27 protein-coding genes, 1 pseudogene and 1 other annotated feature are annotated in these 24,352 nt (G+C 52.2%); of the genes and pseudogenes, 10 read left to right on the top strand and 18 right to left on the bottom strand.

Translation table 11 applies throughout. The features are described from left to right. The first annotated feature begins 10 nt into the window (after nt 1-10). Genes oppC through oppF form a run of 3 tightly spaced genes read left to right on the top strand, consistent with a single transcriptional unit; the run spans nt 11 to nt 2,951 of the window. Nucleotides 11-919, top strand: coding sequence for an oligopeptide ABC transporter permease OppC (oppC, locus tag AC07WB_RS10180; protein ID WP_007892380.1), 909 nt, complete (start codon nt 11-13; stop codon nt 917-919). Nucleotides 920-930: 11 nt separating this feature from the next. Then, nucleotides 931-1,950 (top strand): ABC transporter ATP-binding protein, encoded by a 1,020-nt coding sequence (locus tag AC07WB_RS10175; RefSeq protein ID WP_097097183.1) that lies wholly within the window; start codon nt 931-933, stop codon nt 1,948-1,950. Beyond that, nucleotides 1,947-2,951, top strand: a complete 1,005-nt coding sequence (gene oppF / locus AC07WB_RS10170) for a murein tripeptide/oligopeptide ABC transporter ATP binding protein OppF (protein ID WP_345829583.1) — start codon at nt 1,947-1,949, stop codon at nt 2,949-2,951. Before AC07WB_RS10175 ends, oppF begins: the two co-directional genes overlap by 4 nt. Nucleotides 2,952-2,994: 43 nt before the next feature. Here oppF and AC07WB_RS10165 read toward each other — a convergent pair whose 3' ends face one another. Next, a complete protein-coding gene (locus AC07WB_RS10165; protein ID WP_196250121.1) occupies nt 2,995-3,324 on the bottom strand; it encodes an HI1450 family dsDNA-mimic protein in 330 nt (109 codons plus the stop codon). Between the two features lie 37 nt (nt 3,325-3,361). Beyond that, complete coding sequence (cls, locus tag AC07WB_RS10160) at nt 3,362-4,822, bottom strand: cardiolipin synthase (protein ID WP_097097185.1); 1,461 nt, start codon at nt 4,820-4,822, stop codon at nt 3,362-3,364. Between the two features lie 162 nt (nt 4,823-4,984). Between cls and AC07WB_RS10155 the strand changes: the two genes are divergently transcribed. Then, nucleotides 4,985-5,158, top strand: a complete 174-nt coding sequence (locus tag AC07WB_RS10155) for a YciY family protein (RefSeq protein WP_097097186.1) — start codon at nt 4,985-4,987, stop codon at nt 5,156-5,158. 15 nt (nt 5,159-5,173) lie between these two features. Here the strand turns inward: AC07WB_RS10155 and AC07WB_RS10150 are convergent, their stop codons facing one another. Both AC07WB_RS10150 and AC07WB_RS10145 read right to left on the bottom strand, forming a co-directional pair. Beyond that, nucleotides 5,174-5,344 (bottom strand): hypothetical protein, encoded by a 171-nt coding sequence (locus AC07WB_RS10150; RefSeq protein ID WP_176519172.1) that lies wholly within the window; start codon nt 5,342-5,344, stop codon nt 5,174-5,176. 3 nt (nt 5,345-5,347) lie between these two features. Further along, nucleotides 5,348-5,644 (bottom strand): YciI family protein, encoded by a 297-nt coding sequence (locus AC07WB_RS10145; RefSeq protein ID WP_007892393.1) that lies wholly within the window; start codon nt 5,642-5,644, stop codon nt 5,348-5,350. Nucleotides 5,645-5,849: 205 nt separating this feature from the next. Here AC07WB_RS10145 and tonB point away from each other — a divergent pair, with 205 nt between their 5' ends. Next, entirely contained in the window at nt 5,850-6,578 is a 729-nt protein-coding gene (gene tonB / locus AC07WB_RS10140; protein ID WP_176519173.1) for a TonB system transport protein TonB, read from the top strand. Nucleotides 6,579-6,632: 54 nt separating this feature from the next. On the opposite strand, the gene yciA is transcribed toward tonB, so the two are convergent. The 4 genes from yciA to AC07WB_RS10120 all read right to left on the bottom strand — a co-directional run bounded on the left by yciA (nt 6,633) and on the right by AC07WB_RS10120 (nt 8,885). After that, the gene (gene yciA / locus AC07WB_RS10135; protein WP_097097188.1) at nt 6,633-7,052 is read right to left on the bottom strand and encodes an acyl-CoA thioester hydrolase YciA; all 420 of its coding nucleotides are present in this window, start codon (nt 7,050-7,052) and stop codon (nt 6,633-6,635) included. Nucleotides 7,053-7,106: 54 nt separating this feature from the next. After that, the gene (locus tag AC07WB_RS10130) at nt 7,107-7,646 is read right to left on the bottom strand and encodes a septation protein A (RefSeq protein ID WP_097097189.1); all 540 of its coding nucleotides are present in this window, start codon (nt 7,644-7,646) and stop codon (nt 7,107-7,109) included. A 60-nt stretch (nt 7,647-7,706) separates the two neighbouring features. Further along, entirely contained in the window at nt 7,707-8,441 is a 735-nt protein-coding gene (locus tag AC07WB_RS10125) for a YciC family protein (RefSeq protein WP_097097190.1), read from the bottom strand. Between the two features lie 84 nt (nt 8,442-8,525). Next, complete coding sequence (locus AC07WB_RS10120) at nt 8,526-8,885, bottom strand: YkgJ family cysteine cluster protein (RefSeq protein WP_494940448.1); 360 nt, start codon at nt 8,883-8,885, stop codon at nt 8,526-8,528. A 245-nt stretch (nt 8,886-9,130) separates the two neighbouring features. On the opposite strand from AC07WB_RS10120, the gene ompW reads away from it, so the two are divergent. Next, a complete protein-coding gene (gene ompW, locus AC07WB_RS10115) occupies nt 9,131-9,763 on the top strand; it encodes an outer membrane protein OmpW (RefSeq protein ID WP_097097192.1) in 633 nt (210 codons plus the stop codon). A gap of 47 nt (nt 9,764-9,810) precedes the next feature. On the opposite strand, the gene AC07WB_RS10110 is transcribed toward ompW, so the two are convergent. The 6 genes and pseudogenes from AC07WB_RS10110 to AC07WB_RS10085 form a co-directional block, all read right to left on the bottom strand. After that, on the bottom strand, nt 9,811-10,125 hold the full coding sequence (locus AC07WB_RS10110; RefSeq protein ID WP_097097193.1) for a BON domain-containing protein: 315 nt from the start codon (nt 10,123-10,125) through the stop codon (nt 9,811-9,813). A 292-nt stretch (nt 10,126-10,417) separates the two neighbouring features. Further along, the gene (gene trpA / locus AC07WB_RS10105) at nt 10,418-11,221 is read right to left on the bottom strand and encodes a tryptophan synthase subunit alpha (protein WP_494940447.1); all 804 of its coding nucleotides are present in this window, start codon (nt 11,219-11,221) and stop codon (nt 10,418-10,420) included. Next, complete coding sequence (gene trpB, locus AC07WB_RS10100) at nt 11,221-12,414, bottom strand: tryptophan synthase subunit beta (RefSeq protein ID WP_097097195.1); 1,194 nt, start codon at nt 12,412-12,414, stop codon at nt 11,221-11,223. Before trpB ends, trpA begins: the two co-directional genes overlap by 1 nt. 46 nt (nt 12,415-12,460) lie before the next feature. Continuing rightward, entirely contained in the window at nt 12,461-13,828 is a 1,368-nt protein-coding gene (trpCF, locus tag AC07WB_RS10095; RefSeq protein ID WP_097097196.1) for a bifunctional indole-3-glycerol-phosphate synthase TrpC/phosphoribosylanthranilate isomerase TrpF, read from the bottom strand. A 1-nt stretch (nt 13,829) separates the two neighbouring features. After that, nucleotides 13,830-15,423 (bottom strand): annotated as a pseudogene (trpD, locus tag AC07WB_RS10090) (bifunctional anthranilate synthase glutamate amidotransferase component TrpG/anthranilate phosphoribosyltransferase TrpD). Beyond that, nucleotides 15,423-16,985, bottom strand: a complete 1,563-nt coding sequence (locus AC07WB_RS10085; protein ID WP_097097199.1) for an anthranilate synthase component 1 — start codon at nt 16,983-16,985, stop codon at nt 15,423-15,425. Before AC07WB_RS10085 ends, trpD begins: the two are co-directional and overlap by 1 nt. A 23-nt stretch (nt 16,986-17,008) precedes the next feature. Then, nucleotides 17,009-17,113: a sequence feature (Trp leader region), on the bottom strand. A gap of 154 nt (nt 17,114-17,267) precedes the next feature. Here AC07WB_RS10085 and rnm point away from each other — a divergent pair. Then, nucleotides 17,268-18,152 carry an RNase RNM gene (rnm, locus tag AC07WB_RS10080; protein ID WP_494940446.1) on the top strand — a complete coding sequence of 295 codons (885 nt, stop codon included), beginning with the start codon at nt 17,268-17,270 and terminating at the stop codon, nt 18,150-18,152. A gap of 12 nt (nt 18,153-18,164) precedes the next feature. Next, on the top strand, nt 18,165-18,785 hold the full coding sequence (locus AC07WB_RS10075) for an L-threonylcarbamoyladenylate synthase (protein ID WP_097097201.1): 621 nt from the start codon (nt 18,165-18,167) through the stop codon (nt 18,783-18,785). Here the strand turns inward: AC07WB_RS10075 and AC07WB_RS10070 are convergent, their stop codons facing one another. Continuing rightward, nucleotides 18,786-19,442: a serine protease gene (locus AC07WB_RS10070; protein WP_345829598.1), complete on the bottom strand. Its 657-nt coding sequence runs from the start codon at nt 19,440-19,442 to the stop codon at nt 18,786-18,788. 819 nt (nt 19,443-20,261) lie between these two features. Here AC07WB_RS10070 and rluB point away from each other — a divergent pair. Then, nucleotides 20,262-21,137: a 23S rRNA pseudouridine(2605) synthase RluB gene (gene rluB / locus AC07WB_RS10065; protein WP_097097203.1), complete on the top strand. Its 876-nt coding sequence runs from the start codon at nt 20,262-20,264 to the stop codon at nt 21,135-21,137. A gap of 37 nt (nt 21,138-21,174) precedes the next feature. Here the strand turns inward: rluB and cobO are convergent, their stop codons facing one another. Both cobO and AC07WB_RS10055 read right to left on the bottom strand, forming a co-directional pair. Beyond that, the gene (gene cobO, locus AC07WB_RS10060; RefSeq protein ID WP_097097204.1) at nt 21,175-21,762 is read right to left on the bottom strand and encodes a cob(I)yrinic acid a,c-diamide adenosyltransferase; all 588 of its coding nucleotides are present in this window, start codon (nt 21,760-21,762) and stop codon (nt 21,175-21,177) included. Beyond that, nucleotides 21,759-22,523 (bottom strand): YciK family oxidoreductase, encoded by a 765-nt coding sequence (locus AC07WB_RS10055; RefSeq protein WP_097097205.1) that lies wholly within the window; start codon nt 22,521-22,523, stop codon nt 21,759-21,761. The genes cobO and AC07WB_RS10055 overlap by 4 nt, the downstream gene beginning before the upstream one ends. A gap of 174 nt (nt 22,524-22,697) precedes the next feature. On the opposite strand from AC07WB_RS10055, the gene sohB reads away from it, so the two are divergent. Continuing rightward, nucleotides 22,698-23,744, top strand: a complete 1,047-nt coding sequence (sohB, locus tag AC07WB_RS10050) for a protease SohB (protein ID WP_097097206.1) — start codon at nt 22,698-22,700, stop codon at nt 23,742-23,744. 26 nt (nt 23,745-23,770) lie between these two features. On the opposite strand, the gene AC07WB_RS10045 is transcribed toward sohB, so the two are convergent. Then, the gene (locus tag AC07WB_RS10045; RefSeq protein WP_097097207.1) at nt 23,771-24,019 is read right to left on the bottom strand and encodes a DUF2498 family protein; all 249 of its coding nucleotides are present in this window, start codon (nt 24,017-24,019) and stop codon (nt 23,771-23,773) included. Nucleotides 24,020-24,352 lie beyond the last annotated feature (333 nt).

Here is a 24,352-nt window from a genome sequence, read left to right as displayed (position 1 = left end):
GAGCTCGCCCATGATGTTAAGTAAGAAAAACAGCGAAGCTCTGGATGCCTTCAGTGAAAAACTGGAAGTCGAAGGGCGCAGCCTCTGGCAGGATGCGCGTCGCCGCTTTATTCACAACCGTGCTGCGTTCATCAGTCTGTTGGTGTTACTAGTAATCACGCTGTTCGTAGTGTTTGCACCTATGTTGTCGCAGTTCAAATATGACGATACCGACTGGGCGATGATGTCTGCTGCGCCGGATACGGTTTCTGGCCACTGGTTTGGTACCGACTCATCGGGACGCGATCTGCTGGTGCGCGTCGCGATTGGTGGCCGTATCTCGCTGATGGTCGGCATCGCTTCCGCCTTGATCGCGGTACTGGTGGGCACGCTCTATGGCTCATTAGCCGGTTATCTGGGCGGTAAAATTGACTCAGTCATGATGCGTATCCTCGAGATCCTCAACTCCTTCCCGTTTATGTTCTTCGTCATCCTGCTCGTAACCTTCTTTGGACGTAACATTCTGCTGATCTTTGTGGCGATTGGCATGGTGTCGTGGCTGGATATGGCGCGTATCGTGCGCGGTCAGACGCTGGGCCTGAAACGTAAAGAGTTTATCGAAGCGGCGCAGGTAGGGGGCGTGAGTACTTTCAATATCGTACTGCGTCACATCGTGCCTAATGTGCTGGGTGTGGTGGTGGTGTACGCCTCGCTGCTGGTTCCGAGCATGATTCTGTTTGAATCTTTCCTCAGTTTCCTCGGACTCGGTACGCAAGAGCCCCTGAGTAGTTGGGGCGCGCTGCTTAGCGACGGTGCTAACTCAATGGAAGTGTCGCCGTGGTTACTAATGTTCCCTGCAGGCTTCCTTGTGGTCACGCTGTTCTGTTTTAACTTTATCGGCGATGGCTTGCGTGATGCCCTCGACCCGAAAGATCGTTAAGGAGTTTCCCGATGACTATCCATGAATTTCAGCCAGCAATAGCTGCGCGTGCGGGAAACGGTAACCTGCTACTGGATGTAAAAGATTTGCGTGTCACCTTTAGTACTCATGATGGCGATGTAACAGCTGTGAACGATCTCAACTTTTCACTGCATGCGGGTGAAACGCTTGGAATTGTGGGGGAATCTGGCTCAGGTAAATCGCAAACTGCGTTTGCCCTGATGGGGCTGCTGGCGAAAAATGGTCGTATAGGCGGTTCGGCGAAGTTTAACGGCGAAGAGATCCTTAATCTGCCGGAAAACAAGCTCAACAAGCTGCGTGCTGAGCAGATTTCGATGATCTTCCAGGATCCGATGACCTCGCTCAATCCCTATATGCGCGTGGGTGAGCAGTTAATGGAAGTGCTGAAGTTACATAAGGGCATGAACAGCGCACAGGCGTTTGAAGAGTCAGTGCGTATGCTGGACGCAGTGAAAATGCCGGAAGCACGTAAACGCATGAAGATGTTCCCGCACGAGTTCTCTGGTGGTATGCGCCAGCGTGTAATGATTGCGATGGCGCTACTGTGTCGGCCAAAACTGCTGATTGCTGATGAGCCCACCACCGCGCTCGACGTGACTGTTCAGGCGCAAATCATGACGTTGCTGAATGAGCTTAAGCGCGAATTCAACACCGCGATCGTGATGATTACCCACGATCTCGGTGTCGTAGCGGGAATCTGTGACAAAGTGCTGGTGATGTACGCCGGTCGAACGATGGAATATGGTCGCGCGCGCGATGTGTTCTATCAGCCTGCGCATCCGTATTCAATTGGCCTGCTGAGTGCAGTGCCACGTCTGGATGCCGAAGAAGGTGAGTCGCTGACCACTATTCCTGGCAACCCGCCAAACCTGCTGCGCTTACCACAAGGCTGTCCATTCCAGCCTCGTTGCGCCTACGCCATGGACATTTGCGCCAAGGCACCGCCGCTGGAACCTTTTGCTGAAGGTCGTCTGCGTGCCTGCTTCAAGCCGGTGGAGGAGTTAGTATGAGTGCCGTAGTTGAAGAGAAAAAAGTCCTCCTCGAGATCGCCGATCTTAAGGTGCACTTCGAAATTAAGGATGGCAAACAGTGGTTCTGGCAGCCGCCTCACACGCTAAAAGCAGTTGATGGTGTCAGCTTGCGTCTCTACGAAGGTGAAACGCTCGGCGTTGTAGGCGAGTCCGGCTGCGGAAAATCTACGCTGGCTCGCGCAATTATCGGGCTGGTAAAAGCCACTGAGGGACGCGTAGCGTGGCTCGGTCGCGATCTGCTGGGGCAAAGCCAGGAAGAGTGGCGCCAGGCACGCAGCGATATCCAGATGATCTTCCAGGATCCGCTGGCGTCGCTTAACCCGCGTATGACCATCGGCGATATCATTGCTGAACCATTACGCACCTATTACCCGAAAATGCCGCGCCAGGAAGTAAAGGATAAGGTTAAAAGCATGATGATGAAGGTCGGTTTACTGCCGAACCTTATCAACCGCTATCCGCATGAGTTCTCTGGCGGTCAGTGTCAGCGTATTGGAATAGCGCGCGCTTTAATCCTTGAGCCGAAACTGATCATCTGCGATGAACCCGTGTCGGCGCTGGACGTGTCAATCCAGGCGCAGGTCGTTAACTTGTTGCAAAAGTTGCAGCGCGAAATGGGGCTGTCGCTGATCTTTATCGCGCACGATCTGGCGGTGGTCAAACACATCTCCGACCGCGTACTGGTGATGTATCTTGGCCATGCCGTGGAGCTGGGCACCTACGATGCGGTGTATAACAATCCGCAGCATCCTTATACGCGTGCGCTGATGTCGGCGGTGCCGATTCCTGACCCTGATCTGGAGAAGAATAAGCAGATCCAGCTGCTGGAAGGGGAACTACCGTCGCCAATAAATCCGCCATCAGGTTGCGTATTCCGTACGCGTTGCCCGATTGCTGGCCCAGAGTGTGCAAAAACGCGGCCGCTGCTGGAAGGCAGCTTCCGCCATGCGGTTTCGTGTTTAAAAGTCGATCCGCTATAAATAAAAACGCCGGGTGGATGCCCGGCGTTTTTTTAAAGGATACTTACTCGCGCCACAGAATGTGGCAGAGCTTGTGATCTTTTTCACGGCACAGCAGTACGCGCGCGAACACATCTGTAATCGGCTCGCCATCGGCTTCGCCCAATCCAATCACCACTTCAGCGAAGAAGTCGGGGTTCAGATCGAAATCCACATGTTCCTGCCAATCTTCAGAAGGATCGAAAAGCTCTGCGCCCCCGCGCTCTTCAAACTGCAGATTGAAAAGAATGATGTCTGCGGGATCAAGGTTGTCGCCTGCCAGCTCAAGAAAAATATCGTAAGCCTGCTCCAGCGTTTCATCTTCAGTAAGGCGATTATTTAAATCCATGGTCATTCCTGCTTGCCGTGAGGCGGTAATATTTTCGCTCGTTTTACAGTAAAGGACTAAAGAAGTAAAACAGTCGTTCAACGATGCGCTGCCACCAGGCACGTTTCGCCCAGCGCGCACCATCCAGTAAGCGTGAGCGGGCGATATAATCATCTTGTACCGTGGCGAGATCGCTGCCGAAGCCGTCATCATCTACCACCAATGTGATCTCAAAATTAAGCCAAAGGCTGCGCATATCCAGGTTAACGGTGCCCACTAAACTCAGTTGCCCATCCACCAGAACGCTTTTGGTATGCAATAAGCCATCTTCGAACTGATAAATTTTCACGCCTGCTTCGAGCAGTTCGGTGAAGAAGGCGCGGCTAGCCCAACCAACCAGCAACGAATCATTGTGGCGCGGTACAATAATGCTGACTTCAACCCCACGTAATGCAGCGGTGCAGATGGCGTGCAGCAAGTCATCGCTGGGTACGAAGTAGGGCGTTGTCATGATCAACTGCTCACGTGCTGAGTAAACCGCGGTGAGCAGTGCCTGATGAATCATATCTTCCGGAAAGCCGGGACCGGAGGCGATCACCTGAATGGTATGGCCACTTTCCTGCTCGAATGGCATGACATTCGCATCAGGTGCCGGCGGCAGAATACGTTTACCCGTTTCAATTTCCCAGTCGCAGGCATACACAATGCCCATAGTGGTGGCCACGGGACCTTCCATGCGTGCCATCAGATCGATCCACTGTCCGACACCGGCATCCTGCTTAAAGAAGCGTGGATCGACCAGATTCATGCTGCCGGTGTAGGCGATGTAGTTATCGATTAGCACCACTTTCCGATGCTGGCGTAAATCCATACGACGCAGGAACACACGTAGCAGGCTTACCTGAAGCGCTTCAACCACATCGATGCCCGCATTGCGCATCATATTGACCCACGGGCTGCGGAAGAAGGTGACGCTACCGGCTGAATCCAGCATTAAGCGGCAATGTACGCCGCGCCGCGATGCAGCCATCAGTGATTCTGCTACTTCATCGGCTAACCCGCCGGGATGCCAGATATAGAACACCATCTCGATATTATGGCGCGCCAGCTGGATGTCGCGAATCAGCGCATGCATGACATCATCGGAGCTGGTCAGCAACTGCAACTGATTGCCTTTAACGCCGGCAATCCCCTGGCGATGACGACACAGCTCAAACAACGAGCGCGCGACTTCGCTATGTTCTGTGGCGAAAATGTGGCGGCACTGTGTAAGATCGTTAAGCCATTTAGCGGTTGAAGGCCACATGGTGCGGGCACGTTCAGCACGCCGTTTGCCCAAATGCAGTTCACCAAATGAGAGATAAGCGATTATACCCACCAGCGGCAATATATAGATGATCAGCAGCCAGGCCATTGCCGAGGTCACCGCGCGCCGTTTCATCAGAATGCGTAGCGTGACACCCGCAATCAGCAACCAGTAGCCAAAGAGCAGCAACCAACTGATAAGGGTATAAAATGTGGTCATTAAGTGGACATCCTGTTCGCGCTTTGAAGTGCAAAGTTTACGTGCTGATCACAGGTAGTGAAACCTTTAATCGTGAATGACACTTCGATGAAGGTTTCGATTTGGCATTTTGGAGCAGATCTTTATAATCCCTGCCGAGTTTAGCCTGTCTGAGAGGATGTGATGAGACGCAGCAAAAATGAAGTGGCGCGCTGGAGAATGTTACGTCAGGTACATCGTCGCCGTGCTCGCTGGCTGGAAGGGCAATCGCGTCGATACAAACGTATCCACACCATTCGTCATCAGGTAGCGCAACAACATCGCCGCTCTATTCTATTTATTTCACAAATGGTCTGATTGGCATACGCGGCTTTATGCGCCGCGTAGCACCACGATCACGTTGACCATCTGTAATGCTGCTGCTAGCACAATCAGCATGACGATGTGCTGTCGTGCGTTGCGCCAGCCTTGCTGACGCCATACCAGAAGTGCTCTGCCAATGAGTACAAACACCGCCAAAAGCAGTAAAACAGGCTGCCACATAAATCAGAAAACGCGTTTAAACGGCTTAACCGCGACTTTCTCATAGACGCCTGCTGCGATATAGGGATCATCTTTGGCCCAGGATTCCGCGACTTCCAGTGAGGAGAATTCAGCGATAATCACGGAGCCGGTGAAACCCGCCGGACCTGGATCATTACTATCAACCGCTGGTAGCGGGCCTGCAGCAATCAGACGGCCTTCATCCTGCAGCAGCTTCAAACGAGCAAGATGCGCGGGACGTACCGAATTGCGTTTTTCCAGTGAATCAGCGGTATCTTCCGCATAAATGACGTAAAGCACGATGGGATACTCCCGTTAGACTTGCCGAAATTGCGTGACACGTTAAGTGATCGTTAATCAGAGTGCAAACGAAAGATATTTACACTGTCATTCAGCGCAAAGAGGGTTAAAAAAAGCCTTAAAATGGGTGCCTTACACATCGCTTATTGAAACTGATTGCTATTTGCATTTAAAATCTGCGCTTCACTCAATGAACATGAATGATATGACCACGTTGACTACGCCTTTTCCTACACGTACTCCTGTTGCTGTAATTTTATCCGTGGTACTTCACGGTTCGTTGATTGCTGGCATTCTCTATGCATCCTTTCATCAGGTCATTGAAGTTCCAAAAGCGTCACAGCCAATTAGCGTGTCCCTTGTGGCACCGGAAGTGCAGCCAGAGCCTGCACCCGCAGAGGTGACACCGCCGCCGCCAGAGCCCGAACCAGAGCCAGAAGTGGCGCCTGAACCGCCTAAGGTTGAGCCAGTGCCCATTCCTAAACCTGAACCTAAGCCGAAGCCTAAACCCAAACCGAAGCCTAAGGTTGAGAAAAAGCCTGAGCCGAAACCACGGCAGGAAGTGAAGCCACAGGAAAATCCGGTCAAACAGGAGGCGCCTACTACGCAGACACGCCCAACGACAGCACCTAAAGCAAATCCGACTGCGACCCCAAGCGTTTCAGATGGCCCGAAAGCGATGAATGTGAGTAAGCCCGCTTATCCCGCGCGTGCATTTGCGCTACGCGTAGAAGGACGCGTACGCGTGCAGTTTGATGTGGATAGTGATGGTCGCGTAGACAACGTGGAGATTTTATCTGCTGAACCGCGCAATATGTTTGAGCGAGAAGTGAAACAGGCTATGAAGAAATGGCGCTATCAACCCGGTCGTCCAGGCAAAAATCTGACCATGAATATCGTGTTCCGTATTAATGGCGGCGCGAATATTGAGTAAAACCATGTGATTGATGAGCAAAAAGAAAGCGGTCAGATGACCGCTTTTTGCGTTTTAAACATCGCTTAGATGACTTCTGCCGGGCGGCAGGGGGCGAGATTGCCCGGTGTTATCAACGGCCACGTAGACAAATACCGCTTCAGTGGCACAGTAAGTCTGACCGATAGGTTCAGACGAAACTTTCTTAATCCACACTTCGACATTGATGGTCATCGAGCTATTGCCGGTGCGGATGCAGCGAGCATAGCAACTCACCACATCGCCCACCGCTACCGGTTTGAGGAATGTCATCCCATCAACGCGCACGGTGACAACGCGACCTTCGGCAATCTCTTTCGCCTTAATGGCGCCGCCCATGTCCATCTGCGACATCAACCAGCCACCAAAAATATCGCCATTGGCATTGGTATCTGCGGGCATTGCCAGAGTGCGCAATACCATTTCGCCTTGCGGCGACTTATGTTTTTCTTCCATTGCTCAGTTCTTCTGCAGGTGAAGAGAAGCCCGACAATATCGGGCGGAGTCGCTTTATTTTTGTTCTTGTTGCGGCATCTGTCGCCAGATATATACGCCGCTTAGCAGGGTGAAGAGTAGGGTCAGGCCGGTCAGACCGAACACTTTAAAGTTAACCCAAAACTCCTGCGATAACCAAAACGCAACATAAATATTTGCCAGACCGCAAGCGAGGAAAAAAATCGCCCAGGCAATATTGAGATGACGCCAAACGCCTGAAGGTAGCTGTAGTTCTTTACCTAGCATGCTTTGGATCAACGGTTGTTTCATGAACCACTGGCTATAAAGCAGCGCCAGTGCGAACAAGGAGTAGATCACGGTGACTTTCCATTTGATGAACTCATCGTTATGGAACACCAGCGTTAGCGTGCCAAAAACGGCTACCAGCACGAAGGTAAAAATGGTCATCTTTTCCAGCTTACGATACAGCACCCAGCTGACGACCAGCGCCAGGCCAGTCGCAACAATGAGTGCGCCAGATGCCACAAAAATGTCGTACAGCTTGTAAAAGATGAAGAAAACTACCAGGGGAAGAAAATCGAGTAACTGCTTCATAGCGTTTCCAATTAGGGCAGGAGCGTTCAGTTAAGGGCGCCCCATTGAGCGCCTTAACGATTAACGTAACAGCATATAGAGCCGGTACAGATAGATAATCAATACAGCGGAGACCAGATTGCCCAGCGCGTTTAACACCACGGAAGCGATGTTCGCAGGAAGTACGGTCAGCGATGAAAAGAAGAACATTAAAACGATTTTTGCCAGCAGCCACAGCACGATCGCTGGCGCAATGACCTTAATGTTTTTCCACGCGAGACGCATACTGGCACGCATGGCAGCGAAGACCCCTTGCTTTTCACTGGCCAGAATCACTGGCGCCAGCGAAAACAGTATCGCCAGAATCACGCCCGGTACCATCAGTACCATAAAGCCCAATTGCACCAGCAGCGTGATCAGGAAAGTTTGCAACAGTAGCTTTGGCAGCATGGGTGCAGAAGCGCCAATCGCACGTAGCGCACTGACGCGCTGTCCACCAGAAACCATGGGGATCAGGCATAGCATGCCACCCAGCAGCAGCGTGTTGCCAATCAGGGCCGCGAAGGTTCCCGCCGCAGATGCACGCAGGAGAATTCGTTGCTGATCGGGTGACATATTCTGCACGAGCTCAAACAGCGACGATGCACTGTCATCTGACTGACTTAACAACGATAGCTGCTCTTCACCAGGCGTTAACGCATGGCCGACAATCACAGTAATGAATGAGGTCAGCAGTGCCATCAGTAAAATAGTAACCAACTGATGGCGCAAAAAATTTCCTGTGTCACGGTATAACGAGCTTGCCGTGATAGACATGTAAACTCCTTGAAAGAACCGGATTAATTAACCCGGCGATTGTACATGTTCTATTGGCGTGCTGGCACCCGCATTGCGATAACTTTATGTCATCTCAGGTAAAGAAGGGTGAAAAAGGGCGGGAAGACCATAGCGCGCACGGGCGCGATCGCAGGCTTCGTTCACCTCCCCGTTCTCTCCAGACATCGAAAATTCACGGCAAGGCGACGGACGTTGCTGATAAATACCGCAGGATACGCAGCCGCCAACGTCCCCTTGCAGCGCAATACAGTGCGGCTGACGATCGTTGGTGCCGCGCATATTGCGCATCAGTAGGCCTAACGGTTCGGTTAACTCAACGGGGACGGCACCGCCGCCATCATCGGCTTCGGCCCAGTAAAAGGAGACACGGAAGTACGCGCAACATGCGCCACACGTCATACAGGGGTTAAGTAAATCGCTCATCTGATCGCCCGCCACTCCTCATGCATCGAACCAAAATCACTCAGGAAAAAGTAAAATAATCACCCCAAAAAATTTTCGCAAGCAGACAATTATTGCGCCGTGTAAAGCCAAAATTGATCTGAATCAATTCATTGTTTTTTAAGTGATTAATTTATATTGAGGAAGATGATCTTTTACCAAAAAAGGGGTAAATGTTGTGCCGCGAACACGATTAAGACCCTACTTTATTTGGCAAAGGAGTGATTATGAAACTGGCAAAATGCGCGCTGCTAATGGCACTGGCCATCCCGCAACTGGCACTGGCTCATGAAGCAGGTGATTTCTTTATGCGCGCAGGTAGCGCGACCGTACGTCCGACCGAAGGCTCTGACAATGTGCTGGGAATGGGCGGCTTCAATGTAAGTAACGATACCCAACTTGGTTTAACCTTTACCTATATGGCGACGGACAACATTGGCGTTGAATTGTTAGCAGCAACCCCCTTCCGTCATAAAGTTGGCCTCGGCGCCACCGGCAACCTCGCCACCGTGCGCCAGCTGCCACCGACATTAATGGCGCAATACTATTTCTTTGATAGCAATAGCAAAGTGCGTCCTTATGTCGGCGCGGGTATCAACTACACCACTTTTTATGATGCAAAATTCAATCAGACAGGCAAAGACGCCGGTTTAAGCGATCTCAGTGTGAAAGATTCGTGGGGGCTGGCGGGTCAGGTTGGTTTGGATTATCAAATCAACCGCGACTGGATGCTTAATGCATCGCTGTGGTACATGGACATTGATACAGAGGTGAAATTCAAAGCCAACGGTGAGCAGCAAAATATTAATACTCGCATCGATCCCTGGGTATTCTTCTTCGGCGTGGGTTACCGTTTCTAACGGGGATGCCGTAAAGGAAACGGGCGACCAGATGGTCGCCCGTTGTGTTATTTAATCTGCATATTGTTAACCACAGATTTTACACCCGCTACGCTGCGCGTTACTGCAACGGCACGGTTAGCCATCTGTGGTGAGCTAACAAAACCACTCAGCTGAACTTTGCCCTTGAAGGTTTCAACGTTGATCTCAGTAGATTTCAGCGATTCATCATTTAACAACTGTGCCTTAACTTTGGTGGTGACAACCGTATCGTCGATGTATCCACCCGTGCCTTCTTTTGTTGCTGTTGGTGCACAAGCGCTCAGCGTCAGTGCCACTACTGCAGCCATCAAAAATCCTGCCACGACTTTGAAAAAATTCATTGGTTATCTCCCTGTCTTAGATGATGTTTCGCCGCAATGGGGCGGCGCAGTTAATTGTGGTCTGAGCTTGCGCAATCGGCAAACCTCTCGATGCGAAAAAGTTAGAAATGCGTGATTTTTGCCACTTATTGATCCAATAACACGTTTATCGACCAGGTTAGGCTGGTGGTGCAGGTTAAAAGTGATGTTGATTGATTAAAACGAGCAGATCTGAGCGGCAACACAGACGTTGCAGGGAAACAAAATGTAGAAACGAGACCTTATCCGCGTGCGCGAATAAGGCCTCGTGATTTTAGAGGGTGGCTGCTTTAAGGTTGCTAACGAAGGTTTTCAGTTCGCTGAGCAGGCTGGCGGGATCGTTTTGGTTACGTTCAATGATTTTCACAATCGCTGAGCCGGAAATTGCACCTGCAGCGCCTGCCGCAATGGCGTCCTTTACCTGACCTGGCTCGGAAATACCAAACCCCTGCAGCGGCGGAGCCGCATTGAATTCACGCAGCTTCTCAACCAGATGATGCAGCGGCTGGCTTGCACGATTCTCTGAGCCGGTAACACCAGCACGGGACAGCAAATAGGTGTAACCGCGGCCGTGCTGAGCAATTTCGTGCAGTAGCGCATCGTCCGCATTCGGCGGACAGATAAAGATCGGTGCCACGTTGTGGCGCATTGCTGCCTGACGGAATGGCGCCGACTCCTCCACCGGAACATCCGCTACCAGCACCGAATCCACACCCACGGCGGCGCACTGCGCATAAAAATTATCGATACCTTTACTGAACACCAGATTAGCGTACATCAGCAGACCAATCGGCAGGTCAGGATATTTCTGGCGTACGGTCGCCAGAATTTCAAAACACTGAGCCACCGAGGTACCGGAAGCAAAGGCACGGAGCGTAGCGCCCTGGATGGTTGGACCATCTGCCAGCGGATCGGAAAACGGAATACCGAGTTCTAAAGCATCTGCGCCGCCAGCGACTAACGTATCAATGATCTTCAGCGACAGTTCAGGCGTGGGATCGCCGAGGGTGACGAAGGGCACAAAAGCGCCTTCTTTTTTCGCCGACAGACGTTGAAACAGCTGATTATAACGTTCCATCAGATCTCTCCCTTGGCTTTCAAAATATCGTGAACGGTGAAGATGTCTTTGTCGCCGCGGCCGGAGAGGTTAACCACCAGCAGCTGCTCTTTATCCGGATTCTCGTGAATCATTTTCAGCGCGTGAGCCAGCGCATGCGATGACTCTAACGCAGGGATAATCCCTTCTGAGCGACATAGCTCTTTAAAGGCGCTGAGCGCTTCGTCATCAGTAATCGAGACATATTCCGCACGGCCAATACTGTTCAAATGTGCATGTTGCGGGCCAACTGAAGGGAAGTCCAGACCGGCGGAAATCGAGTAGGACTCTTCAATCTGGCCTTCTTCTGTCTGCATCATGGGCGCTTTCATGCCGAAATAGATCCCTACGCGACCATGTTTTAGCGGTGCGCCGTGTTCACCGGTTTCGATACCGTGACCAGCAGGCTCAACGCCGATCAGACCCACGCTGGTTTCGTCGATAAAGTCAGCAAACATGCCGATCGCATTCGAACCGCCGCCAACACAGGCTAACACCGCATCTGGCAGGCGGCCTTCGCGTTCCAGAATCTGGGCTTTAGTCTCTTCACCAATCATGCGCTGGAATTCACGTACGATGGTCGGGAACGGGTGCGGACCCGCCGCGGTGCCGAGCATATAGTGCGCGGTTTCGTAGCTGCCAGACCAGTCACGCAATGCCTCATTACAGGCATCTTTCAATGTTGCGCTGCCGCTGTGCACCGGAATGACCTCCGCACCCATCAAACGCATACGAAATACGTTTGGCGACTGGCGTTCAACATCTTTAGCACCCATATAAATGCGGCACTTCATGCCGAGCAGGGCGCAGGCTAACGCCGAGGCCACGCCGTGTTGACCCGCGCCGGTTTCAGCGATGATCTCATTTTTACCCATGCGCTTCGCCAGCAATGCCTGACCCAGCACCTGGTTGGTTTTGTGTGCGCCGCCGTGCAGCAGGTCTTCACGTTTCAAATAAAGGCGCGTTTTTGTGCCTTTGGTGAGATTACTACACAGCGTCAAAGCCGTTGGACGCCCGGCATAGTTTTTCAGCAGGTCAGTAAACTCGGCCTGAAACTCCGGATCGCGCTGTGCTTCGACGAAGGCATTTTCCAGCTGGCGCAGCGCTGGCATCAGGATTTGCGGCACATATTGGCCGCCAAACTCGCCAAAATAGGGATTCAATAACGTGGTCATTTTTTCATCTTCCTTATTCGGCCCGCACGATGGCGGGCAAGCGAAATTAATAGGCGCGCAGCGTGCGGAATACCGCTGCGACTTTACCGGCATCTTTAATGCCCGGGGCAGACTCTACGCCAGAGTTGAAGTCGAGGCCGGCACAGCCGAGTTGAGCGGCTTCGACGCAGTTATCAGCGCTTAAGCCACCGGCCAGCAGTACATTGCCGAGATCCTGACCTTGCAGCAGTGACCAATCGAAACGCTGACCGCTACCGCCCTGGCCGTTATCGAACACGTAGCGATCAACATGTTGCCAATCACGTGCTGGCAAATGCTCCTTGATGCTGAGCGCTTTCCAAATCTGCGTCTCAGCGGGGATGGCGGCACGCAGCTCTGCGACAAATGCTCGGTCTTCATCACCGTGCAGCTGTACGGCTGCAAGCTTCAAGGTTAACGCTGAGGTGACAATGTCACTTATTGCGTTATTGCGGAATACGCCTACGTATTTCAATGGAGCAGCAGACTGAACCACTTGCGCTTGTTCAATACTGATTTGACGCGGCGAACCTTCAGCGAAAATCAGTCCACCGTAGATGGCTCCGGCTTCTTGTGCCACTCGTGCATCTTCGGCGCGAGTCAGGCCGCAAACTTTGTTATCGCCGAGTAACACGCGACGCACGCCAGCGGTGAGATTGGCTTCTTCCATCAGCGCGGAACCAATCAGGAAGCCATTCGCGAAATGGCTTAACTCACGCACTTGCGCATAGTTATGAATACCCGATTCGCTAATGACTGTTACACCATGCCCAAGGCGCGGCGCCAGCTGACGCGTGCGGTTGAGGTCGATGGATAAATCACGCAGGTCGCGGTTATTAATCCCAACCACTTTGGCTTCCAGCGCAATTGCGCGCTCCAGCTCTGCTTCATTGCTCACTTCCGTCAGCACGCCCATTTTCAGGCTGTGCGCTACGGCGGCGAGTTGGCGATATTGTTCATCATCCAACACCGAGAGCATCAGCAGAATGGCGTCGGCTTGATAGTGGCGGGCCAGATAGATCTGATAAGGATCGATGATGAAGTCTTTACACAACACCGGTTGCGTAATGGCCGCGCTGACAATAGGCAGGAACGAAAAATCGCCCTGGAAGTATTTTTCATCGGTTAACACCGATACTGCAGAAGCGTAGTGACGATAAACGCCAGCAATAGCCGCAGGATCGAAATCCTCGCGGATCAGCCCTTTAGAAGGCGATGCTTTTTTGCATTCCAGGATGAATACCGTGCGCGAACCACGCAGCGCATCGTAAAAATGACGTGCGGCAGGCTGTAAATCGTTCTGGAACGTGGCGAGCGGCTGCTGTGCCTGGCGCGCCTCAACCCACACGGCTTTGTCTTGTACGATTTTCTCTAAAACAGTGCCCTTAATACTCATCTCATCCTCTCGCTGCCAGAGCGACAACGCGCTCATAAGCCTGTCCGCTGCGAATGGCAGCGATGGCGCGCTGTGCGTTGTCGCGCAAATCTTCATTTCCGAATACTTTCAGTAACATTGCGACGTTCACCGCAACGGCCTGCTCATGGGCCGGCTGGCCTTTACCCTGGAGTAAACGGGTAAGAATGTCACGGTTTTCTTCCGGCGTCCCGCCAGCCAGCGCGTCTTTATCATGGAAGCCAAAACCGAAGTCCTCTGGCGTCAGCTGATAACCGGTAATCTCACCATCGCGCAGCTCAGCCACTTGCGTTGGGCTATGCAGCGCGACTTCATCCATGCCGCCACCGTGTACCACCGCTGCACGCTGATAACCCAATACTTTTAACGTTTGCGCAATCGGCAACACCAGTTCTGGGCTATACACGCCAATCACCGCGAGTGGAGGGCGCGCCGGATTAATCAACGGGCCCAGCACATTGAAGATGGTACGTGTTTTCAGCTGTTGACGTACCGGCATCGCGTGACGGAAACCGCTGTGGTACTGCGGCGCAAACAGGAAGCAGACGTTCAGGTCATCCAGCGCCTTGCGGGCTTTTTCCGCCGGCATGTCGAGATTAATGCCAAATGCCGCCAGTAGATCGGATGAGCCTGATTTACTTGAGACGCTGCGGTTACCATGCTTGGCAACTTTCAAACCGCAGGTAGCCGCCACAAAGGCGCTGGCGGTGGAAATGTTGATGCTGTTGCTGCCATCACCGCCGGTACCGACGATATCGGCAAAGGTGTAATCCGGACGCGGAAACGGTTTGGCATCTTCCAGCAGCGCTGAGGCCGCGCCGGCGATCTCCTCCGGACGTTCACCACGGACTTTCATGGCAACCAGCGCGGCGGCGAGCTGCGTTGGTTCCAGCTGGCCAGTAATAATGGCGCTAAATAGCTGATGACTTTCGCCCTGGCTCAGCGTTTCAGACTGATAAAGTTTTTCCAGAATAGTTTGCATCATAATCTCCCTATTACTTCGCCAGCGCCCAGGCCAACGTCTGTTCTAACAAGCGTGCGCCCTGAGTGGTGAGAATGGATTCGGGGTGGAACTGGAAGCCGCATACACGGTCAGCATCGTGGCGCACAGCCATCACCATGCCGTTGTAGCTGGCGTTTACAGTCAACTCCGCAGGCGTATTGCTGCCCACCAGCGAGTGATAACGCGCTACCGGCAGCGGGTTACTCAGGCCGGCAAACATGCCTTCTCCGTCATGGGTAATAGAAGAGGCTTTACCGTGCAGTATCTCGCCAGCCTGGCCGACATGGCCGCCGTAAGCTTCGACAATCGCCTGATGGCCGAGACAGATACCGATAATTGGCAGACGGCCGCGCAGGGCTTGCAACAGATGCGGCATACAGCCGGCATCCTTTGGCGCGCCGGGACCCGGTGACAGCATCAGGATCGGATTCTCCATGTGCTGCAGGCGTTCAATCAGCACGTCAGCCGGTACGTTGTTGCGATAAATCACCACGTTGTGGCCGAAGGTGCGCAGCTGATCAACGAGGTTGTAAGTAAAGGAGTCGATATTATCGAGCAGCAGGATATCGGCCATCAGAAAATCTCCTTGCAGTGATGGGCAGTTGCGATGGCACGTAATACCGCACGCGCTTTATTGCGGCTCTCGTCCGCTTCTGCTTGCGGTTGAGAATCCAGTACCACGCCGGCACCGGCTTGTACGGTGGCAACGCCGTCTTCTACCCAGGCCGAACGGATGACAATACACGTATCGAGGTCACCGTTAGCGGTGAAATAACCCACGGCGCCGCCGTAGCTGCCGCGACGGGTGCCTTCTTTTTCAGCAATCAGCTGCATGGCGCGGACTTTCGGCGCACCGCTCAGCGTGCCCATATTCATGCAGGCGCGATAGGCATGCAGCACGTCGAGGTCTTCACGTAGCGTACCAACCACGCGTGACACCAGATGCATCACAAACGAGTAGCGGTCTACTTTGGTCAAATCAGCAACGTAGCGGCTGCCCGGTACGCAGATGCGTGCCAGATCGTTGCGCGCTAAATCAACCAGCATCAGGTGTTCCGCCATCTCTTTATGGTCGGTGCGCATTTCCAGTTCGATACGGCTATCAAGATCGCGATCCAGCGATCCATCAGCGTGACGACCGCGCGGGCGCGTACCGGCAATCGGGTAGATCTCAATCTGCCGTGATGTGGCGTCATACTTCAGCGAGCTTTCCGGAGAGGCACCAAACAGCGCGAAGTCCTGATCCTGCATAAAGAACATGTAAGGACTTGGATTGCTGTTTTTCAGCGTGTCGTAAGCGGCGAGTGGTGAAGGGCACGGCAGCGAGAAGCGACGAGAAGGGACCACCTGGAAGATTTCGCCGATACGAATCGCTTCCTGCATCTCACGTACTACGCTGCAATACTCTTCATCGCTTTGGCTGGTGCTTAACGTCATCTGCTCAACGCGTTGCACGGGTAAGGCAGGTGCGGCTTGCGTCATCTGACCGCGTAGTTGCTCAATGCGGCCTTGCAGACGCTGAAACTCGCTGGTGGACGGGCTAAACAAGCTGGCCTGAAGGCGCGCACTGCGCTGTTGGTGGTCGATCACCAGCAGGGTTTCAGCCAGATAGAAGCAGTAATCCGGGCAGCGCTGTTCGTTGCGCAGTTGCGGTAAATCTTCAAAGCCTGCGACTAAGTCATAGGCGAAAAGACCTCCTAGCAACATCGCTTCGCGCTCCTCTTCCGGGCTGTTAACCAGCTGGGGGATCAGGCGCAGGGCATCGAACACCGAGAGCGCTTTCAGGCGGGAATCTTCATCCTGTAAACCCTGCGGCTGGGAAAAATGGAGTTCACGACCGTCGGGGCGCACTTCAATACGCACGTCAGAGGGCAGCGCCTCATCCAGCAGTGGCAAGATAGCGCGACCATTTTCAGACAGTGCTTTAATCGTAACGATATTGCCAAGTGCACTGACGCGCAGCGCACTGTCAACAATCAGCAGGCTTTTCAGGTTCTGTTTGCTGTCGATATCCGCGGATTCAAGTAGCAAAGTTGCTGGACGTGCGCCGCATAGCTGATGGAACACTGCGGCCGGATCTTCGCGGTAGGGCGCGGTACCGGTTATCAACTTCAATGTAGGTTTCGCAATAGCCATAATGGATTCTCTGAATTTCGCTCAAAAAAAAGCCCGCTCGATGGCGGGCTTAGGTATCTGCACAGCGGTTACGCAAGTTGTGCACGACGACGTCGCCCGTTCAAGGGATCATCGTGCCACCAACCATTTAAATGCGTACCCAAAATAGCCATGATTAAATACCCGTTACGTGTGAACTTGTGTACTAGTTAACTGGTTCGGGCGAAAAAAGTCAATACCCTTTTTCAGCCAGGGGCAAAATCGTTATCATGCCTGCCGGTTTACGCTGTTGCTGGAGTTATCTTGTCGGACATTGCTCGCTTTCCCCTTTACGATTTACATAGCCATACGCTGGCTTCTGACGGACTGTTGTCGCCTACCGCACTGGTACAGCGCGCGGTTGAAATGAAAGTTGGCGTGTTAGCGATCACCGATCACGATACCGTTGCGGGCGTCGCGGAGGCGATGGCTGCCGTGCAGCAGCAGGACCTTCCGATCCGCGTGCTCGCCGGTTTAGAAGCCTCAACGTTATGGGAAAATCATGAAATCCATATTGTGGGGCTGAATGTGGATTGCCAGCATCCCGCGCTAACAGAATTCCTTGCGCATCAGCATCAGTGTCGCCTCGACCGTGCACAGCAGATGGCTGAACGGCTTGAGCGTGCACGTATTCCCGATGCGTTAGCCGGCGCTCAGCGTCTGGCGCAAGGCGGTATGATCACGCGCGGTCATTTTGCGCGCTATCTGATGGAGATTGGCAAAGCCGATAATATGGCGCAGGTATTCAAAAATTATCTGGCGCGAGGGAAAACCGGCTACGTGCCTCCGCAATGGTGTACAATTAAACAAGCCATTGATGCTATTCATCATTCTGGCGGCTATGCCGTTTTAGCGCATCCGGGGCGTTACGGCCTTTCCGCAAAATGGCTTAAGCGATTGATTGCGCATTTTGCCGACGTGGGCGGGGACGCGATGGAAGTCGCGCAGTGTCAGCAGGCACCAAACGAGCGTACGCAGTTGGCAACTTATGCGCGTGATAATCAGCTGGCAGGGTCGCAAGGATCAGATTTTCACCAACCTTGTCCGTGGATAGAACTGGGCCGCAAATTATGGCTTCCTGGTGGCGTCGAGCCCATTTGGGAGCGCTTCCCCGATTTGGCACCCAGCATTGCTGTTGCAGACAGGTGATATGAGGTTTCTATGAGTCAATATTTTCACATTCATCCCGACAATCCGCAGCCACGCCTGGTGAATCAGGCCGTCGACTATCTGAACAAAGGCAGCGTGATTGTCTATCCTACCGATTCTGGTTATGCGCTGGGCTGCAGGCTGGAAGAGAAGAATGCCATGGAGCGGATATGCCGTATCCGTCAACTGGATGGCAACCATAACTTTACGCTGATGTGTCGCGACTTGTCGGAACTGTCGACATATGCGCAGGTCGATAACTCGGCGTTCCGTATTCTGAAAAATAATACGCCGGGGAATTACACCTTTATTTTGAAGGCGACTAAAGAAGTGCCGCGCCGTTTGATGAATGATAAACGTAAAACTATAGGTTTACGCGTGCCATCAAATCCAGTCGCGCTGGCGTTGCTGGAACGTCTTAACGAGCCAATGATGTCGACCTCGCTGATGTTGCCCGGCAACGATTTTACCGAATCTGATCCTGAAGAGATTCAATACAGCATTGGCAAGCTGGTGGATCTGATCATCGACGGTGGCACGCTGGGACAGCAGCCCACTACGGTAATCGATCTCACCAGCGATGCGCCAGTGGTGGTGCGGGAAGGCGTCGGCGACATCCGTCCCTTCCAGTGATTACACATGGTCAGGCGTGATGCTCTGCGTCTGACCAATATTTGCCTCCAGCCATTTGCTGAAATCGCTATACGGAATATAAAGAGAGACATCTTTTAAGATGACTTTCTTACTGCGTACATTCGCAATTTCATGACTGTAACCCACAATGACGCCACCAATGGTTTGGTCAGCATTATATACCGCGCCGCCCGACATTCCTTGCACTACGCCAGCATTAGATGCCATCGCCATGCAGGGCTTTTTATTCCATTTGTTAGTGATAGCGGTGCGCGCTAAATTAACGCCGCTTGATTCAACCGGCATGGCGGAAATAAAGCTATAACCATACATTTTAATGGGTTCGCCAACGGCACTATTACGGAATTTAGCCAGAGTTTCCGGGCTGTTTTTATGGTAAATAATCGCGACATCGCAATAGGGATGATACGCCTTCACCCGCTGAACGGCGGTTTTCGCGACGTGAGCCGCCGTCAGGCTATATTCTGGCGTTAAAGGAATGGTTGTGCCGAGGATGCCCAAACCCAGCACAGTCGGGATGCCCGTCACGCTCATATCAACGTGCTGCATCGCGGTACGACTGTACTCAGTGTGGCCCACGGAACAACCGCTCAGTGCCAGCGCCGCAAGCGCTGGCCAAAGCAGAGAGGTTTTCATGGCAATAATCTTCATAAAAGCATGTCAGTAAAATCCCTGGTGAAGACTTTCGACATGCGAATTAAATTCATTCCGTAAATGAATAAACGCATCAAATCCCGCGTGCGCCCGTTTGTTTATATATCAGTGAAATTACACAGTGACCGTTAATGGGTTGTTAACTGAAAGGGTGTAAGTTGTAATATTAAAATGGTTATAATTACGACACACTGGATTTCAGGCTCAAATTTTACACAGTTTTCTCATCATAACAATTCATCAAATTTAATCTGAATCAAAAAATACAAAAATACAGACTTAATCCAACCTGTAGTACCAATTAACTATTAATTTAAATTTATTGGATTTTAAAGGCTCACTTAAGGTTGTTGATTAGATTTTTATGCTGTTTTATCGTTTTTACTTAGATTTAATGTTGGTGCTAGCATTTTCATGTGGCGCGCTCTGCTGCCTGAGGAGTGATGAAAAGGGTTAATGTATCACGTCGCTTAAGTGGGTTTGATTTTCTTAAGAGCAGGCGATGTTCTAACTGATAATATTTCAGTCACTTGGCATTGAATGTGTGTTCAGCAACCGGGATGATCTATCAGTGGGATCAATGTTTAATTTCTTCGCCCCTATTTGGCGATGTTTATCTGGCCCTCTGTTATCGGCAGCAAAGGAAAAGGTGTTAACAAAACTTGCGTTAGTGTAAAATCGCGGGCCGTCTGAGATTGCGGAAGCGATGCGCAGCGGTAACAGATTCTGATATGGGAATTGGTAATCCCTGTATCGTACCTCTTCTTACCACGACGCCTGGGAAGGCGACAACGAGGCTCCATGAGCGAAAAATTACAGAAAGTATTAGCGCGCGCCGGTCACGGTTCGCGTCGCGAAATCGAAACCATGATTTCAGCCGGACGCGTCAGCGTTGACGGCAAACTGGCGACGCTTGGCGATCGTATTGAAAGTGATAAGTCCCTGAAAATCCGTATTGATGGTCATCTGGTTTCAATCGCTGAATCAGCAACCGAAGTGTGCCGCGTGCTGGCGTACTACAAGCCGGAAGGTGAACTCTGTACGCGTAACGATCCCGAAGGGCGTCCAACGGTCTTTGATCGTCTGCCGCGTCTGCGTGGTTCGCGCTGGATTGCCGTTGGCCGTCTGGATGTGAATACCTGCGGCTTGATGCTGTTCACTACTGATGGTGAACTGGCTAACCGTCTGATGCACCCAAGCCGTGAAGTTGAGCGCGAATATGCCGTTCGCGTGTTTGGCGAAGTGGATGACGATAAAATTCGTCAGCTGAGCAAAGGCGTGCAGCTTGAGGACGGTCCGGCATCATTCAAAACCATTAAGTTTGCCGGTGGTGAAGGTATCAACCAGTGGTACAACGTAACGCTGACCGAAGGACGTAACCGTGAAGTGCGTCGTCTCTGGGAAGCCGTTGGTGTGCAGGTGAGTCGTCTGATGCGCGTACGTTACGGTGATATTCAACTGCCCAAAGGGTTGCCTCGCGGCGGCTGGATGGAGTTAGAGTTACCGGCGGTAAACTATCTGCGTACCTTAGTCAGCATGCCGGAAGAGACGGTGACCAAAGTGGCGGTGGAAAAAGATCGTCGTCGCACTAAAGCCAACCAAATCCGTCGCGCGGTAAAACGTCACGGCGTGGTCAGCAATACTCCGCGTCGTAATAATACAAAACGCGGTTCCTGATACGAAAAGTGACGCCGCATGGTGTGGCGTCACTGATTTACCAGTCTATGCCTTGCTGTGCTTGAATGCCGGCATCAAATGCATGTTTAACCGGACGCATTTCCGTCACGGTATCCGCCATATCCAACAGCGTGCGATGGCAGCCGCGGCCCGTAATAATTACGCTTTGCTGCGATGGTCGTTGTTGTAGCGCCTGAATTAACTCATCCAGCTCCAGATAATCCATGCTTACCATGTAGGTGATTTCATCGAGGATCACCAGATCCAGGCTCTCATCCGCTAACAGTCGGCGTGCCTGCTGCCACACCACCTGACAGGCGGCAGTATCGGTATCGCGGTTTTGTGTCTCCCAGGTAAATCCGGTGGACATGACCTGAAACTCAACGCCGTGCTGTTCCAGCAAATTGCGCTCGCCGTTTGGCCATGCGCCTTTGATGAACTGCACGGCGGCGACCTTTTTGCCGTGACCGCAGGCACGCAGCGCAGTGCCAAATGCAGCGGTGGTTTTACCTTTGCCGTTACCGGTGAATACCATCAAGATGCCGCGCGTTTCGGTGGCGGCGGAAATACGTGCATCTACCTGTTCTTTCAGGCGCTGCTGTCGCTGCTGGTGGCGATCGCTCATGCGGTAGCGGGCCCCGCTTTACGTCCAGGCTGCGCATCAAAGCTGATGCCCGTTTTACGGCGGCTGTCATCGCCCATTAAATAGAGATAGAGCGGCATCAAGTCGGCGGGTGTTTTGAGCAAATTCGCATCCTCTTCCGGGAATGCGCTGGCGCGCATTTTGGTGCGTGTACCGCCAGGATTGATGCAGTTTACGCGCAGATGACGATTTTTATACTCATCAGCCAGCACCTGCATCATACCTTCAGTAGCAAACTTTGATACCGCATAAGCGCCCCAGCCAGCACGTCCGGTCCGGCCGACACTGGATGTGGTAAATACCAGCGAGCCAGCATCTGATTTCAATAGCAGCGGCAGCAAGGCCTGGGTTAAATAGAAGGTGGCATCAAGGTTAATCTGCATGACATTGCGCCAGATGGTGGGATCAAGTTCTTCCAGCGGCACGATTTCGCCGAGGATGCCGGCATTATGCAGCACGCCATCAAGACGAGGCACCAGGGCAGCGATCTGCAGCGCTAATTGCTGGCAACTTTCCGGCGTGGCGTCGGCGAGATCCAGTAACAATGACGCGGCAGGCTGCTTATTCAGTTGGTTGATAGTGTGTTCCGTGCGCTGCAGCGTCTCCGCATTGCGCCCTAACAGAATGACGCGCGCGCCATAGCGCGCATAGGTAAGGGCGGCTTCACGGCCAATGCCGTCTGAAGCACCGGTGACAAGAATGATACGATTTTCCAACAGGTCGCTTTTCGGTTGATAATGCACAGCGATGTCCTTTATAGGGGATCAGCAGGTTTTTGGCTTTATGCCTTAAATCGCCGTCAGGTGCAATCGATCTGCCTCGCATTCTGTGCCGCCTGGCGGCATTTCAGGCGACGGCAAGGTGTAAAGCGGGTAAACTTGAGCCCGTTGTAATTTACTGTTTAATAAGGCGGCAGAATGGATTTTTTCTCCAGTTACGGATTATTTCTGGCTAAAGCCGTCACCGTGGTGGTGGCGATTGCAGCTATTGTTTTGATTGTGCTCAATGCCGCGCTGCGTAAACGTCATAGCGGCGGTCAACTGCGCCTGACGCATCTCGACGACGATTATCGCGAGATGAAGGAAGATCTTCAGCTCGCTAAAATGAAGCCACAGGCGCAAAAAGTATGGCTGAAGCAGCATAAGAAAGAAGAGAAGCACAAAGCCAAAACCGAAAAGCGCAATGCCAAAGCAGGCATCAGCGAAGCGGCAAAACCTACGCTTTATGTACTTGAGTTTAAAGGCAGCATGGATGCCAGCGAAGTGACCTCGTTGCGTGAAGAAATTTCTGCCGTGCTGGCAGTGGCAACGCCGGGCGATGAAGTTCTGCTACGGTTGGAAAGCCCCGGCGGCGTGGTGCACGGCTACGGTTTGGCTGCTTCCCAGCTTCAACGCCTGCGCGATGCGGGACTGCAGCTTACCGCTGTGGTAGATAAAGTGGCCGCGAGCGGGGGGTATATGATGGCTTGCGTTGCAGATCGTATCGTTGCGGCGCCTTTCTCTATTATTGGCTCCATTGGCGTGGTTGCGCAGATACCTAACTTCAATCGTCTGCTGAAACGCAACGATATTGATGTCGAATTACACACCGCCGGCCAGTATAAGCGCACTCTGACGCTATTTGGTGAGAACACTGATGAAGGGCGTGAGAAGTTCCAGGAAGATCTCAACGAAACCCATCAGCTGTTCAAAGATTTTGTACAGCAGATGCGCCCATCACTTGATCTGAACAAAGTGGCGACGGGAGAACATTGGTATGGCCGTCAGGCGCTGGATTTAGGGCTGATTGACGAAATTGGCACCAGCGATGCGCTGATCATTAATCATATGGAGCGCTTCACCGTGCTGGGCGTGCATTATGCCCGTAAGCGTAAAATGATGGATCGCTTTACCAACAGCGCCAGTTTGGCCGTTGAACGGTTGATTCTGAAAATGTGGCAGCGCGGCGACAAGCCACTCTTGTAATCAAGCCCGGCAAATGCCGGGCTTTTTTATGCCAGACGATAGTGAGCGGAGAGCTCAACGGCGAGGTGTTTAAACACATTAAACACCTTGGTGGTTTTGGCGGTGGGCAAGCCTTCATCATCAAGAAAATAGGGGCCGCGAAACACCAATACGTCACCCTGTTGAATCACATCATTCGCTTCTAATCCGATAAAATAATCGTCGTGCTTTTTGGTTAACTGATTCGCTATTTCCAGTAACGCCTGGCGTGAAATAGATTCCATTGGTCCTGACATTTTCCACTCCTTTTTTTGACAGCCAATTTTCTCCTTCTATATTACTTGCGAGTCATCGCGTTCAGCAAATCAGCATTGCGTTATAAAACTGGCGCAAAATTAAGCAGAATGCTAATTAAGTTGCGTAACGGATTTTATCAGGTAGAGTGTGGGCGATTCAGCTTTCAGGGAGATCACACCCGGATGTGTGATACTGTCAGATGGAAAACTCGCTCCTAATCATAAAGTTGCAGAAGTCGACGCAATCTGGCCTGAGATTATCCCTGCTGCCTTGAAATGAGAAATGTTGGCAGCAATATTGAACCCATTGGGTTTTGGGACCTCCAATTCTCT

The sequence above is a fragment of the Pantoea sp. GW821-FHT03E06 genome (genome assembly GCF_059420725.1).
This window is presented reverse-complemented; position numbering and strand designations above follow the sequence as displayed.

Bases quoted from the DNA above. Each gene is read 5' to 3' on its own strand.
- tonB (WP_176519173.1), top strand. From the start codon at position 5,850: ATGACCACGTTGACTACGCCTTTTCCTACACGTACTCCTGTTGCTGTA.
- AC07WB_RS10125 (WP_097097190.1), bottom strand. From the start codon at position 8,441: ATGTCTATCACGGCAAGCTCGTTATACCGTGACACAGGAAATTTTTTG.
- AC07WB_RS10130 (WP_097097189.1), bottom strand. From the start codon at position 7,646: ATGAAGCAGTTACTCGATTTTCTTCCCCTGGTAGTTTTCTTCATCTTT.
- cobO (WP_097097204.1), bottom strand. From the start codon at position 21,762: ATGAGCGATCGCCACCAGCAGCGACAGCAGCGCCTGAAAGAACAGGTA.
- trpA (WP_494940447.1), bottom strand. From the start codon at position 11,221: ATGGAACGTTATAATCAGCTGTTTCAACGTCTGTCGGCGAAAAAAGAA.
- trpB (WP_097097195.1), bottom strand. From the start codon at position 12,414: ATGACCACGTTATTGAATCCCTATTTTGGCGAGTTTGGCGGCCAATAT.
- AC07WB_RS10120 (WP_494940448.1), bottom strand. From the start codon at position 8,885: ATGAGCGATTTACTTAACCCCTGTATGACGTGTGGCGCATGTTGCGCG.
- sohB (WP_097097206.1), top strand. From the start codon at position 22,698: ATGGATTTTTTCTCCAGTTACGGATTATTTCTGGCTAAAGCCGTCACC.
- AC07WB_RS10155 (WP_097097186.1), top strand. From the start codon at position 4,985: ATGAGACGCAGCAAAAATGAAGTGGCGCGCTGGAGAATGTTACGTCAG.
- yciA (WP_097097188.1), bottom strand. From the start codon at position 7,052: ATGGAAGAAAAACATAAGTCGCCGCAAGGCGAAATGGTATTGCGCACT.
- oppC (WP_007892380.1), top strand. From the start codon at position 11: ATGATGTTAAGTAAGAAAAACAGCGAAGCTCTGGATGCCTTCAGTGAA.
- AC07WB_RS10150 (WP_176519172.1), bottom strand. From the start codon at position 5,344: ATGTGGCAGCCTGTTTTACTGCTTTTGGCGGTGTTTGTACTCATTGGC.
- AC07WB_RS10165 (WP_196250121.1), bottom strand. From the start codon at position 3,324: ATGACCATGGATTTAAATAATCGCCTTACTGAAGATGAAACGCTGGAG.
- AC07WB_RS10085 (WP_097097199.1), bottom strand. From the start codon at position 16,985: ATGGCTATTGCGAAACCTACATTGAAGTTGATAACCGGTACCGCGCCC.
- AC07WB_RS10045 (WP_097097207.1), bottom strand. From the start codon at position 24,019: ATGTCAGGACCAATGGAATCTATTTCACGCCAGGCGTTACTGGAAATA.
- rluB (WP_097097203.1), top strand. From the start codon at position 20,262: ATGAGCGAAAAATTACAGAAAGTATTAGCGCGCGCCGGTCACGGTTCG.
- trpCF (WP_097097196.1), bottom strand. From the start codon at position 13,828: ATGAGTATTAAGGGCACTGTTTTAGAGAAAATCGTACAAGACAAAGCC.
- AC07WB_RS10070 (WP_345829598.1), bottom strand. From the start codon at position 19,442: ATGAAAACCTCTCTGCTTTGGCCAGCGCTTGCGGCGCTGGCACTGAGC.
- ompW (WP_097097192.1), top strand. From the start codon at position 9,131: ATGAAACTGGCAAAATGCGCGCTGCTAATGGCACTGGCCATCCCGCAA.
- AC07WB_RS10175 (WP_097097183.1), top strand. From the start codon at position 931: ATGACTATCCATGAATTTCAGCCAGCAATAGCTGCGCGTGCGGGAAAC.
- AC07WB_RS10075 (WP_097097201.1), top strand. From the start codon at position 18,165: ATGAGTCAATATTTTCACATTCATCCCGACAATCCGCAGCCACGCCTG.
- cls (WP_097097185.1), bottom strand. From the start codon at position 4,822: ATGACCACATTTTATACCCTTATCAGTTGGTTGCTGCTCTTTGGCTAC.
- AC07WB_RS10110 (WP_097097193.1), bottom strand. From the start codon at position 10,125: ATGAATTTTTTCAAAGTCGTGGCAGGATTTTTGATGGCTGCAGTAGTG.
- oppF (WP_345829583.1), top strand. From the start codon at position 1,947: ATGAGTGCCGTAGTTGAAGAGAAAAAAGTCCTCCTCGAGATCGCCGAT.